The organism is Paenibacillus hemerocallicola, from assembly GCF_006265175.1.
GTDB classification, from domain to species: domain Bacteria; phylum Bacillota; class Bacilli; order Paenibacillales; family NBRC-103111; genus Paenibacillus_AB; species Paenibacillus_AB hemerocallicola.
Genome location: NZ_VDCQ01000062.1, coordinates 1 through 12604, shown reverse-complemented (window position 1 = coordinate 12604; position 12604 = coordinate 1). Strand labels below are relative to the sequence as shown.

Genomic DNA, 12604 nt, shown 5'->3' with positions numbered 1-12604 from the left:
TCTCGGATGTACAAGCTCCCGCCTTCATTGTACGTCCAAACTTCGAAAGGAATCTATGAAAAATAGTACGACATGTGTAGAATAGTATTGCAAGAAAGAGAGGAGTCGTGCCTTCATGCTGCAGGTCATCGAGGTTCGTCAAGATAAAGGGACGCGCTGGTTCAAAGAAGCCGACCCGGCAGACGCGGTCCGGTCGCTCGCTCTCGTCACGTACGGCTCATGCGTCTATTGGATCGGAGGAAAAAAAGTCGTCGCGGAAAAAGGAGACATGCTGCTCATTTCGGACCGGACCGCCTTTTACGGCAAAAGCATTCCGACGGTGCTGCATGAAAAATACGTCATTTCGTTCCGCGTAGCGGGACCGGGAACGCCGCCCATGCTGCCGATACTGGACACACACCCGTACCTCGTATGGAAAACCGGCCTGTACGAGCTGATCGCCGACCGGCTCAAAACCGCCTTCGTGCAATGGAACGAATCGCTCCCCTACCGGGAAACGATGGCCCAGGCGATGCTGCTTGAAACGCTCGTGCACGCCAATCGCGAGCTGGATCGGGGAAGCCCTTCCCATGACAAATACCGGCTTGTCGAAGCGATGCGCGCCTATATCCAGCTTCATCACCGGGAGTCCGTATCGAAAGAGCAGGTAGGCGAAGCGATAGGGAGAAGCCCGAACTACGCCGCTACGCTGTTCCGCACCGTGACGGCCCAGACGATCGGCGACTGCGTTCACGCCGCCAGAATGAAAACGGCGCAATATTTGCTCCGTCATTCGCTGCTTACGGTAGCGGAAATATCCGAATACGTCGGATATACCGATCCGTCCTACTTTTACCGTATCTTTAAACGTCATACCGGCCGCGTCCCGTCCGAGCTGCTGGCGGAAAGAGACGAGTCCTTGAACTAGCTAGCCCCGGCACCGCAAAACGAGGCAAAAAGAGGCTTGCCGCGCCCGAGAGCGCGGCAAGCCTCTTCTCCTATCCCGACAGCCGCGGACGCGGCAGCCGTTTCACACGTAAGGGTTGTTGAGCTTCTCGAAACCGATCGTCGTCGACTTTCCGTGCCCCGGATACACTTTCACATCGTCGGACAGATCGAATAACGTACCGTGAATCGATTCCATCAATTCGCGCTGACTCCCGCCGGGCAAATCGGTCCGGCCTACGGACAGCCGGAACAGCACGTCCCCGCAGAACAGCTTGTCGCCGTATAGCAGGCTGACGCTGCCCGGCGAATGTCCCGGCGTGTGGAACACACGGAACTTCTCCCCGAGCAGCTCCAGCGTCTGACCGTCGTCCAACGCGTATTCCGCTTGTTCGGTTACGATCGGCCCTCCGAGCTCCGGCCATCTGGCCGAGCCGTTTTTCTTCGGATCGGCCAGCCAGTCGGCTTCGGCATCGTGCACGTAGACCGGGCACTTTTTCCATTTGCGCAGCTCCTCCACCCCGCCGATATGGTCGAAATGGGTGTGGGTGAGCACGATCGCCTCGATTTCCATCGTCTCGATGCGCTTGAACAGCGACTTCGGATTCATCCCGGGGTCGATGACGAATCCCTTCGTACGCTCCGCATTCGAGAGCAGGTATGCGTTCGTTTGCAGCGGACCGAGCTCGAAAGCATCTATGTTCAGCATAAGGATCTCCGTCCGTTTAGAAAGTGGATAGCAGGTCGCGCAGTTCCTTCGCGATCACGGCGTGATAACCGGTTCCTTCGCCATACCGGGCCATCATTTCGGTGCGCGCAACCTTGATCTTCTCTTCGTAATCCGGCGCATTCCGGTCCGGATTCGCCTGCTTGAATTGCGTCATGACTTCCTGCACCTGCTTCGGGCGCGGCCCCCATTGTCCGAGTACGAAGCCCCCCGTATCGACGAAAATGACGATCGGAATAGCGCGGCCGCCCATCGTCAGAAACTGGTCCATCGTATCGGTATGCTCTTCCATGATCAGCACTTCGACGGGTATGCCGGAGTTTTCCAAAACCCTGAACACGACGGGAACGTTGCGAACGACGTCGCCGCACCAATCGGCCGCCAATATGAGGCAGCGCAAATCGTCACGGTTCGATAGCGATTCGAAAAATTCGCGGTCGTCCTCGGAGCTCCATTCGAACCGATTGGACCAATCGAGAAATTTGTCCTGGTTTTTCGTCATCCGGTCGATAAACTGCTGCGGCTCCAATCCTTTGCCCAGCTTGTCTGCCAAGTTTTTGCTCATCGTACGTCCCTCCTTCATAATGTTGCCATCTTTATTTTATCTGAAAACGTTTATCATTGTCCATTCGGAAGCATTGGCGAAGGCGCAAACGGTCCTCCCGCTTGCGCCTTTTCGTCAGCTCTTTACTGAACTATCCTGTTCCTCGAGCAGCCTGACGATCCGGACAACCTGCTCTTCGTTTAACGGCTGCTTCGCTTTATGCGCCCGGATATGGGACGGAAGCTCGTCTTGCTTCAGCACGGCAAATGCCGGGCTTTGGCCTGCAATGCTCGCTTTCGGATCGGTCAAGCAAATGATGCCGACGACATCGGTTTTGATCTGGTTGCGGCGCAGCAAATTTTTCAACGCGAACTCTCTGCGGTACGCCTGCGCGGTCGGATCATCCGGAGAGCCGACCGTTCCGGGCTCGGCAATGCGCTCCGTAAAGCGGATCTCACCCGCCCGGCGATTCAGCTCGATATGAAACACGCCGTTCGGGCCTACAACGATCGTTTCGGCCTGCTGGACCTCGTTGCCGGGCAAGACGCGGCGACCGTCCAGAACCCGATATTCGCTTCCGAGCCGGTCAAGCACGCGCAGCTTGCCATCCGTCTCCGGCCTGGAAACGCCGGCGGTAGCAGGCTGTACGGGAACGGCCTTTCGCCTCGACCTTTTGTAGAGCAAATAAATAACGTACAGGACGGTCAGCGCGACCGCTCCCCACATAATTTCCCGCATATATTCCGCGGCCGTCTCGTCGATATTTTGCCAGTTGTCTCCGAGCTTCATGCCCAGATAGATGAAGAACATCGACCATGGGATGACCGCCAGCGTCGTCAGCAGCGTAAACTTGGACAGCGGCATGCGAGCCATGCCGGCCGGCACGGAAATCGCATGACGGACGACCGGAATGAATCTGGCCGTGAAAATAACGCCGGTCCCGTACTTATTGAACCATTGCTCCGACACATCGATATGATGCTTGTTGATCAAAATGTATTTCCCGAACTTCTCCAATACCGGTCTGCCGCCGTAGCGGCCGATCCAATAGACGAATATTTGCGCGATGACGCCGCCGATTACGCCGAACAACACCGCAATCCAGTAGTTGATCTCGCCCTTGGAAACCAAATAGCCGCCGAAGGCAAGCACGATTTCGCTTGGAATAATTTCGATCATCAAGCCCAGCATAATTCCCCAATAGCCCAGAGCGGACAACCAGGAGGTTGCCGCGTCAATCACTCCGTGAATCCAGTCGCTCATCGGTAACCAACTTTCCTTGTAAACTTGTGGGACACCCGGCACGGTTCGGAGCTGCCCGGAGCCTTGTCTACCCTATTCTACCATAAGGAGGGACGCCTACGCACCCGGATCGAGCAAACTTATCCTTCGCCCGAACCGCCGAAATAACCCGTAAGCGAGTCGCGGAGCCGACCGGATGCCGAGGTCAGTTCCCGGCCGCTGCGCGCGACCAGCCCGTGCGTCAGCAAGACAGGCTCCGTCGGCAGTATGCCGAGCCCGCCGGCTTCAACCTCCGCCTTCACGCCGATTTCGGGCAGCAGCGCGATGCCGAGCCCGCTTCGCACCGTCTGCTTGATCATCTCGAGGCTCGCGAATTCCAGAACGTCGTTTCCCTTCAAGCCCTGCGCGGACAGCAGCTCGTCGGCGCAAGTCTGATACACGCACCGGCTCCCGAAGCCGATAACCCGGGCTTCGCGCAGTCCTTCCCAGCCTTCCTGCTCGTAGACGCGCACAATGTCCGGAGAGGCGACGACGAGGAGCCGCTCCTCCTGCAGCGGATAAAAGTCGAGATCGTCGCGGTGCGGGTGCTGCGATACGATGCCGAGATCGGCCCGATGGTTCGCCACGCCGTCGAGGACCTCGCGGAAAAAGCCAGTCTCCAGATGAAGCTTGATGTGCGGGTACCGCGTGAAAAACATCCCGAAAAACCGCGGCAGCCTCGTCACGCAGAACGATTCCAGCGCCTGGAGGCGGACCGTCCCGCGGGGATCGTCCAGCCGGTTCATCGCCTCCTCGAGCGAAGCGCCCAAATGGACGAACTGATGCGCGAATTTGGCCATCTCCTCCCCCGCTTCCGTCGGCTCTACGCCGCGCGCGAGCCGGTTGAACAGCTTCTTGCCGCATGCCTGCTCGAGCAGGCGGATATGCGCGGTAACGGTAGATTGCACGTATCCGAGCTTGTCCGCGGCCCGGCTGAAGCTTCTTTCCTGCAGCACCGTCACGAACGTTTTGAAAAAACGGCCTTCAAGCATTTCGATCATCCGTCCCACCTCTTCCTTATACCGCGACCCATTCGATTTCGAAATGCTTGCTATTCTATTTATTCGCATCTGAAATGATTATGTATATGATATCATCGGCAAAACGGATTGGCAAATCCGCTTCAGGATGTGAGAGGAGGAGTAAATTATGGCGCGTTTCCAACATATGCTTCGTCTGGCCATCCCCGGATTCGGGGGGTTCCTGGCCATTTGGCTCGCTTTCGGCATCGGCGAGGCGACCCGCCTGACGCTGGTCATGGCCCCTTTCGGCGCGACGTGCGTGCTCGCGTTCGCACTCCCCGACAGCCCGCTGGCCCAGCCGCGCAATATTGTAGGCGGACATGTTCTCAGCACGCTGATCGGACTATGCGTGCAGACTGCCGCCGGTACCCACGCCTGGAGTATGGCCCTTGCCGTCGGCTTGGCCATCTGGATCATGCAGCTGACCAAGACGGTCCATCCGCCCGCAGGAGCCGATCCCCTCGTCGTCATGGTATCGGGAGCAGACTGGTCGTTCCTGTTCAGCCCCGTTCTGCTCGGTTCGGCTTTAATCGTGCTGATCGCTTGGGGCTACCATCGTCTGTCCAAGGCGCGGTATCCGAAGCAATGGCGCTGAATCGGGCCTCTCCGCCGTTTTGACGGGCCGATCGTTCTCCAGTCATGCCGGAACAAGCCTCCACATACGCTAATAGTGGATGATGGTTGACAAGCATACGGTATAAAACGATAAGGAGGAGAAACGATTGGCCTACGTACCGTCGCACCGCAAACCGAACAGACGCGCTTCCGTCCGGCTGTTCGTATTCAAGAAGAAGCATCTGCTCATCGGGCTCGGAGTTCTCATTCTGGCAACGGCTTACGCGCTGTATGCCCGTCAGGAACAAACCGCCTCCGTGACCGGAACGGCTCTGGAGACACGCACGATCCACATGGTCACGGGGGAGTTCAAAGCGACGATGCCGGACGGCAAGCAACTCGAGGCGTACCGTTGGGATCCAGGCACCGTCTTCGTCCGCAAAGGCGAGAAGGTGAAGCTCAGCATCAGCGGCATTAACGGCGTCAGCCATCCGTTCATGATCGAAGGACTCGGCTTGAACGGAGAGGTCAAGCAAGGAGCCGAAGCTGTCGTATCGTTCAAAGCGGACAAACCGGGCATATTCCGTATCATTTGCCTGACCCATCCCGACGCGGCGCACAACGGGCCGATGATCGGATATATTGTCGTCAACTGACGGCAGCGCAGTAGCCTAGCGGCCGTTCTCTGCATATGGTAATAGCAGAGAGGAGCGGGTGATGCGGCATGATGAATCCTTCCGGCGAGAAGCACAGCGAGAAGCATAACCAAAGCTTGCCTACGCTCAGAAAAATACGCCGGGCGTGCAACAAGGAGCTGTACCGGACAGTAAAACGGCTGAAAATATGGATTCCCCCGGCCCAGCTCGCCGAAGCCGAGGAGCTTTATTTGAAAAAAGTGGTGCTCAACCTGCAATTCATTGCGGAAAACAGCAGCAACCGCAAGCTGTTGTCCAATTGGTGGGACGAGAACGTCTGCCAGGAAATCGCGACGCTATGGAACGTAGAGCCCGCCGATTTGTCACGGGCGTTCCGGGATGCTTTCGGAGGCTAGACGGATTTGTCCGCCGTGGGAACAAGCCGGAGTCCGGATCGGATCGCGGCTTGTTCGCGACCCCGGAAATCGCCCTCCCCCCACAAAACGGAAGCAAGCCACGAATCCTTTTACACGACGTCACTTGCATCCAAGCGACAACCAACCCATCACATACTGGGGGGAGTTTACGACATGCAAGGCTTACGCCAATACGATTCCAAGCTGGACCCGAACTGGATTCACCTGATGCTGGCAGCCAAACAAATCGGCATTACTATCGAGGATATCCGTAAATTTTTGCGGCAAAGCCCGCCCGGAACAAAAAAGCCCGCCCGTTGACGGGCTTTTGCGGTTGTTCATTTTTGAAATCGCTTTCATTGTGGCGCATTCCGCACATTTGCAACCTAAATCCGGTGATTCGCATGCATTTTAATGCCATTTTTGTTATGATGGAGTTACAGATTAGACAGCTGAGAACGGTAAGCTAAAAGGGGATAATCGGATGATAGGCAAACGCGTCAAAGAACTGCGTCTTACGAAAGGGCTTTCCTTGAGCGAATTGGCCGAAAAGGCCGGGGTCGCGAAATCGTACCTGAGCTCGATCGAGCGGGACATTCAGACTAATCCGTCGATTCATTTGCTGGAAAAAATATGTGTCGTGCTCGAAGTTCCCATCGAAGCGTTCCTGAACGACAAAAAAAATACGGCGCAGGAGCTGGACGCCGAATGGATGGAGCTCGTACGGGAAGCGATGGCTTCCGGCATTAGCAAGGAACAGTTTCTCGAATTTCTGGAATTCAATAAATGGCGCAACAACAGATAAAGCTTGTGCAAAACTACTGAGACGACGGCGGCATATGGCGGCCGTTATTTTGCGTCGGCCAGCTCAAGCCCAGGAATGACTTCGACTTGCGCATACCCAATCTGGCGCCAATATTGAATTTCAGCAGCTCCTTTCCAATCCCGGCGTTGTTGCCTATAATGAGATCAATCAAGCCGCTCCAACCATTTCCCCAATCGGGAGGTTTGCTGATGGATCTGATAAACAGCTTGGAAAAGTTGACGACAGCCCGGAGCCAATCTCAAGACTCGCTGCCATTTCTGATGAAGATCGCCGGGATCGAGATAGGATACAAACGGAAGGCGGAGATGGTCGAAGCGCTCTTGCGCTTTTATCAGGACGAGCAAAACTTGCTTCGCTATTGGAATGATCTGTCTCCGTTCGAGAGAGACTTGCTTGAAGATTACGTCCGAAGCTCGGGAGTGTCGGATTTATCTGAAGTGCAGGCGATTTATGAAAAGCACAACGTGGCGTGGCCCCCGCACTCTTATTTATACCGGTCAGAATTTCCCGCCTGTTTGCCGACCGCCTCTCCTGCCAAAATTTTTTTCGTCGGTCGATCCATTCCCGACCCTCTCATGTTCTGGCTCGGCCGGCGAATTCCGCCCTTGCCCGCGGTTTACCATCCCGTTACCGAGGCGGCGGCACAGGGCGCCGATCAATGGCTTGTAATTGGAAACGACTTCGCCTAGCAATTGGACCGTGTCATCCGCACGGTCAATCAGTCCAAGCTGAAAACGACGCCTTCCGGAGGCATGCCGACCAAAGCGTCCGCTATTCGCATCGAGGAAGTTTTTCTGCACCGCGAGCCTCTTCCTTCCTGGCACCGCTCAATGCACGACATACGAACCGTCGAGGAGACGTCCTTGGTGTACGGAACGGTCCAGCTGATGCTGGCCGCGAAACTGCTGGACAATGTCGGCGGTTACCTCGTTGTCGGCGAAGGGGCCGAAACGTTTATGCAGCTCCGCCTTTCCGGAAAATGCCGATTATTGCTGAACGCTTATGTAAAAAGCGACCGTATCGACGAATTGAGCCGCAACCCGGAAATGAAAGTGCGGGTCGAAAGCAACATCCCTCTCGTCAACTGCCGGGAAACGGTATTACGCTACTTGGCGGAATGTCCGGCGGAACAGTGGATTCAAACCGCAGAATTGTTACGTTACATGAAAAAAACGGCATATTTCTTTCTAGAGCACGTAGTCGGCGAAATAGAGGTCTATGACGAATACGAACGCCTCTACTATCCTGGACATGAATGGGAGCAGGTCGAAGGAAGACTGATTGAAACGGTGCTGTTCGAATATTTGGCGCCTATCGGGATCGTGGACGTAATCTTGAGCCATGTGGAGAACTTATTCGATACCGAATTCCTGAGCGTCCTCTATTTCCGGATTACGCCCCTCGGCGCCGGCCTGCTCGGCATCCGGGAGATGACGGAACCGGAATTGGCCGAGCCGCCAGCCAGCTCGGGTCTGACAGTCGGGTCGGACTTCAGCGTAATCTTAACGGATAGCTGCCTTTTCGCCGTGCACAAATTGTTTTTCGACCGTTTCGCCGCCTGTATCGCCGAAGGGGCCGTAACCGTTTACAGCTTGACCTTCCCGGATATGGTGAAAGCCTTGAACGAAGGCATCGGCATTCGCGTAATTATCGACTACCTGTTCGAGCACGCGGAACAAGATCTGCCCTACAACGTGCTGGATACCCTGCTCGACTGGGAGAAGCAAATCGGCAAAATCCGCATCCGTCAAGCTACGATCGTCGAGACTGACGACGAGGCTCTCCTGCGGGAACTTCTGGACTGCAAACCGATTCGCAAGCATATGAGGAAAGCTTCGCCATTCGCTTTTGAAATCAAACCATCGTCGGCTGCAGCCTTGAAGCGGGAAATCGAGAAGCACAATCGTTTCTGCGAATTGGAGCCTTGACGCAATCCCACGCTATGCCGAGACGTTGGCGCAGACGCGAAGAAAGCTTCACTTCCGGGCTTCCCGCTCCTGTATGGCTTTCCCGCCAAGCTCGGTGATCCCGTCGTATTCGAACGTATGGACGCCGGACAAGCCTCGCTTGGCGGCTTGGATCATTCCCGCTGCAACCTTCGAGGCGGCGATCGGCTTGTACTTCCGCAAGCTTCCCGCCATAAGAACAGAAACCGCCTTGCCGACGCGCTCCGCCAGCCTCTCACCCGAACGGATCTCCGCCCGCTCCCCCAGAAGAAGCGACGGCTTGAATACATACAGGCCCGGAAAACCGTATGACCGGAGTTTCTCCTCCAGCTCGCCCTTTACCCGACTATAGAAGAAGATAGAACGCGGATCCGATCCTATGGACGATACGACGATGTATCGCGAGGCGCCGTATTGCTTGGCGAGGCTGCCGAGCAGCACCGGGTATTCGTAATCGACAACCTTGAATTGCTGTCTTGTCTTCGCTATCTTGATCGTCGTGCCTAGCGCGCAGAACATGTCGGCCCCCTCCAACTTTCCAGCCAAAGCGGCTTCCAGCCGTTCCCTGCTCCAGTCGGTCATCACTACGGCGAGCTTGGGGCTATCGGGAAACATCGCCTCTCTTCTCGTCAGGGCAATGACTTCACCGTACGCCGGCTCCTCCAACAACTGCTTCACCAGCTCGCTTCCGATCAATCCCGTAGCCCCGGCTACGATAGCCGTTCTCCCTTTTCCGCCTGCCGCCGTCCCCTTCATCCGCAATCCGCTCCCCGCAATCGGCATTTCGAATATGCCTTTACTCGTATTGTACCGCAAATGCGGAGATTTTTATTTAAGATACCAGCTTTTTGCAGTAGGATCTGTTTTGAAGAAGTCGGAAAGCAAGGAAGCTACTTTCGATGTGCCTGAAGGCCCCGGATGCATCCGATCCGATTCCACATAGTCTTGCAAATTCCAGACAAGTCCGTCATTCCTTGGGGTTGTGCCGTTAGCCCATAAATAAGGCCCCCATGCCACCCACGGATCGCCCGGTGTCGGTCCTTTTTCCCAGTCCTCGATCATCCATTTGTATGCAAATCCGCCCTCGTAAGCCCATGGCTCCTGGCTGCCGTTGCGGAGAGCGTACCCGCCGTATATACGGCTCGAGACATATAGGATATGCAAATTCGGGAATTTAGTCTTGAGAGTGCGGACGATCTTCGCCAAGGCATCGCGAAAACGCTCGGCGTCCTGCGGAAACTGCATAGTATCTCCCGCAACGACTTCTTTGAGCCAGATCACCTGCACCTGAGCGGGCGTGACTTTTGTTTGATCCAGACGTCCCTGCTGCTCGTTCCAATAGCGTGTCATGGAAGGGTCTGAAAGCTCTATGGCATCCCTGCCGCCCACCGCACCATCGACTACGACGACTCTCGGATTTCTCTCGGGATCGGCATTCGATACCTTTATGAATGATTGCGACTCCATGGTCGTGTTGGAAAATCCTACTGTCAGCATGCCGATTATGCCCTTGTCGTCCGGTTTGCCGGCAGCGTTAAGGGGACGTATCTTGGCAGCGCTTTCCATACCGATTTTCAAATATTCCTGGGACGGCTTGTTGCTTCCTCCCGCATACAATCCGCCCTCATACCCTCTATATGTACCGTTCTTCAGATCGGTAAGCGGAATCAAGTCCTTGTAATTTTCACCGGTGGGGGTTACATTCGTTCCATCGGCTGCTCCTCTTGCCGGTCCTTGGACCGAAGAGTTTGCCCCCATCAACTGACGTACCTTCGCTTGCATCTCGGATGGCAGGCTCTCGAAACCGTCTTTCCGGATCCTCGCCGATACCGTCGCTGGCAGTTTGGCCAATATGTCGGCGGGAATAGGAGTGACAGAGTCGGACGAAGTATCAACAATGCCATTGGAACGTGTACCGGAAGTGATAGGCCCGGGTGCATCCGTCTCCTTATTGGGCAGCTCATCGGTGCGGGTATCTACATAATTGCTTTGATGCTTCTGCCCGCCGTTATATATAACAACCGATGCAAATATAATTACGATACTGAAAAGGCTTATTATTACTGAAAGCGAAACCTTTCTTGACATCCATATCGTGCCCCCGGCCAACTTGGAATATTTGAATATAAGGCGGCTTGCCGCGCGCCCCTCTTCGCCAAAAAAATTCTCGAGCGCGCCCTTAATTGGCTATTGACAAACCGCGGATGTTCAGTTATATATCCTTATTCAGAGCATACCATACAACCTGTACTTTGCAACTTAATTTTGTCCCCAAAAGCCGTATGCTTTCCATCAATCCGCCCGCGCCAGCGAATCCAGAACGACCTGCATCTCGACGTCCGTGCCGATGCTGATCCGCAGCTTGTCTGCCAGACGCGGGGTATCGAAATATCTCACGTAAATATGCTCCGAGAGCAGCCGCTCATAGAGCTCCTTCGCGGTCCGACCCCCAACAGGAGGCGAAGCCAGTACGAAGTTCGTTACGGACGGGAGGACGTTCCAACCCGTTCGCTCCAGAGACTCGCAAAATTGCTGCCGCGTCATCGCGATCCGCTCCACCGTCGTCCGCATATAGTCTTGGTCCGACAAAGCCGCTTCCGCCGCCAGCTGCGCCACCGCGTTGACGCTAAATGTCTCCCTGCCCTTCCCCATCGCTTGTATCAACCGTTCGTTTCCTGCCGCAAAGCCGATCCTGCTGCCGCTTAGCGCGTACGCCTTCGAGAACGTCCGCAGCACGAGCAGGTTGTCGTACCGGTCAACGAGCCCGAGCACGGAAGTGCCTTCCGGCGCAAAATCGACATATGCCTCATCGACGACAACGAGTCCCCGGTACGATTGCAGCAGCCGCTCGATTTGCGCCGCTTGGAGACAAAGCCCGGTCGGGGCGTTCGGATTGGCGATGATGACCGCTTGTGGGTCCGATTCGAGCAGCTTCATCGTGTCGATGCGGAAATCTTCCCCTGTCGGCACGATGTCTACTCGGATGCCCGCCATTTCCGCTACTGTAGCATACAGACCGAACGTCGGATCCGGGATCGCCACCGTATCTCCATCGCACAGAAACGATTTGTACAGCAGCGTGATCAGCTCGCTCGATCCGTTGCCGCATAATAGCATCGATACGGGGATGCCGTGTAAGGCCGACAGCGCTTCACGGATCCGAAGGCAGCCCGAGTCGGGATATTCCCTGAGCAGCAGTTCCGGACGGAGCCGCCCAAACGTTTCCGCCACCTTGGGGGAAGCGGGATAAGGACTTTCGTTCTGGTTCAGCTTGATGGCAGCGGTTCCCTCTTCGGGTCGGATGCCCGCGACATAAGGCTGCAGCCTGTCGATGCGGGGGTGAATCGGAATCATGGGACTTTCTCTCCTTTCGTATTGGAAAACCGTTGTGTTACTATTACGATAAGAGAGAACTGACATTTCGAACATAGACAGAAGCTTTTTTTTGAAGGTGACAGTTTGCACCCGTGCGACTTTAGTACTCAAAACAATCTTATCCTGCCGTCATAGCCCGATTCAGGCCCGGTTAGTGCCGGTTTCAGCACTATCTGACCGGACGGAGCCGGCATTTGCCCCAAATGGCGCGATTCCGACGGCTATAGTGCTCAAAACAACCTTATCCTGCAGCCTCAGCCATATTCAGGCCCGAATAGTGCTGGTTTCAGCACTATCTGACCGGACGGAGCGGGCATTTGCCCCAAATGGCGCGATTCCGACGGCTATAGTGC

15 protein-coding genes and 1 pseudogene are annotated in these 12604 nt (G+C 55.6%); 8 read left to right on the top strand and 8 right to left on the bottom strand.

The window, feature by feature from the left end; genetic code table 11:
* Positions 1-115: 115 nt before the first annotated feature.
* Positions 116-907: a helix-turn-helix transcriptional regulator gene (locus tag FE784_RS31325; RefSeq protein ID WP_139606207.1), complete on the top strand. Its 792-nt coding sequence runs from the start codon at positions 116-118 to the stop codon at positions 905-907.
* Between the two features lie 102 nt (positions 908-1009).
* Here the strand turns inward: FE784_RS31325 and FE784_RS31320 are convergent, their stop codons facing one another.
* From FE784_RS31320 to FE784_RS31305, 5 genes and pseudogenes are all read right to left on the bottom strand, one after another.
* Complete coding sequence (locus FE784_RS31320) at positions 1010-1633, bottom strand: MBL fold metallo-hydrolase (protein ID WP_139606206.1); 624 nt, start codon at positions 1631-1633, stop codon at positions 1010-1012.
* A gap of 16 nt (positions 1634-1649) precedes the next feature.
* Positions 1650-2216: a thioredoxin family protein gene (locus FE784_RS31315; RefSeq protein ID WP_139606205.1), complete on the bottom strand. Its 567-nt coding sequence runs from the start codon at positions 2214-2216 to the stop codon at positions 1650-1652.
* 114 nt (positions 2217-2330) lie between these two features.
* The gene (locus tag FE784_RS42165; protein WP_246132281.1) at positions 2331-2789 is read right to left on the bottom strand and encodes a nuclease-related domain-containing protein; all 459 of its coding nucleotides are present in this window, start codon (positions 2787-2789) and stop codon (positions 2331-2333) included.
* 63 nt (positions 2790-2852) lie between these two features.
* Positions 2853-3458, bottom strand: a pseudogene (gene uptA / locus FE784_RS42160) (undecaprenyl phosphate transporter UptA); the annotation flags it as partial.
* A 119-nt stretch (positions 3459-3577) separates the two neighbouring features.
* Positions 3578-4477 (bottom strand): LysR family transcriptional regulator, encoded by a 900-nt coding sequence (locus tag FE784_RS31305; RefSeq protein WP_139606204.1) that lies wholly within the window; start codon positions 4475-4477, stop codon positions 3578-3580.
* Positions 4478-4625: 148 nt separating this feature from the next.
* Here FE784_RS31305 and FE784_RS31300 point away from each other — a divergent pair, with 148 nt between their 5' ends.
* From FE784_RS31300 to FE784_RS31270, 7 genes are all read left to right on the top strand, one after another.
* Entirely contained in the window at positions 4626-5093 is a 468-nt protein-coding gene (locus FE784_RS31300; protein ID WP_139606203.1) for an HPP family protein, read from the top strand.
* Between the two features lie 127 nt (positions 5094-5220).
* Complete coding sequence (locus FE784_RS31295; RefSeq protein ID WP_139606202.1) at positions 5221-5709, top strand: cupredoxin domain-containing protein; 489 nt, start codon at positions 5221-5223, stop codon at positions 5707-5709.
* Positions 5710-5780: 71 nt separating this feature from the next.
* Complete coding sequence (locus FE784_RS31290) at positions 5781-6104, top strand: dehydrogenase (RefSeq protein WP_139606246.1); 324 nt, start codon at positions 5781-5783, stop codon at positions 6102-6104.
* A 174-nt stretch (positions 6105-6278) separates the two neighbouring features.
* Positions 6279-6425, top strand: coding sequence for an anti-repressor SinI family protein (locus tag FE784_RS31285; RefSeq protein ID WP_139606201.1), 147 nt, complete (start codon positions 6279-6281; stop codon positions 6423-6425).
* A gap of 163 nt (positions 6426-6588) precedes the next feature.
* Positions 6589-6909, top strand: coding sequence for a helix-turn-helix domain-containing protein (locus tag FE784_RS31280; RefSeq protein WP_139606200.1), 321 nt, complete (start codon positions 6589-6591; stop codon positions 6907-6909).
* 209 nt (positions 6910-7118) lie between these two features.
* On the top strand, positions 7119-7619 hold the full coding sequence (locus FE784_RS31275) for a hypothetical protein (protein WP_139606199.1): 501 nt from the start codon (positions 7119-7121) through the stop codon (positions 7617-7619).
* 3 nt (positions 7620-7622) lie between these two features.
* Positions 7623-8858: a helicase-associated domain-containing protein gene (locus tag FE784_RS31270; RefSeq protein WP_139606198.1), complete on the top strand. Its 1236-nt coding sequence runs from the start codon at positions 7623-7625 to the stop codon at positions 8856-8858.
* A gap of 48 nt (positions 8859-8906) precedes the next feature.
* On the opposite strand, the gene FE784_RS31265 is transcribed toward FE784_RS31270, so the two are convergent.
* The 3 genes from FE784_RS31265 to hisC all read right to left on the bottom strand — a co-directional run bounded on the left by FE784_RS31265 (position 8907) and on the right by hisC (position 12230).
* On the bottom strand, positions 8907-9632 hold the full coding sequence (locus FE784_RS31265; protein WP_139606197.1) for an NAD(P)H-binding protein: 726 nt from the start codon (positions 9630-9632) through the stop codon (positions 8907-8909).
* A 72-nt stretch (positions 9633-9704) separates the two neighbouring features.
* Complete coding sequence (locus tag FE784_RS31260; protein ID WP_139606196.1) at positions 9705-10637, bottom strand: hypothetical protein; 933 nt, start codon at positions 10635-10637, stop codon at positions 9705-9707.
* 531 nt (positions 10638-11168) lie between these two features.
* Positions 11169-12230, bottom strand: a complete 1062-nt coding sequence (gene hisC / locus FE784_RS31255; RefSeq protein WP_139606195.1) for a histidinol-phosphate transaminase — start codon at positions 12228-12230, stop codon at positions 11169-11171.
* Positions 12231-12604: the final 374 nt, after the last annotated feature.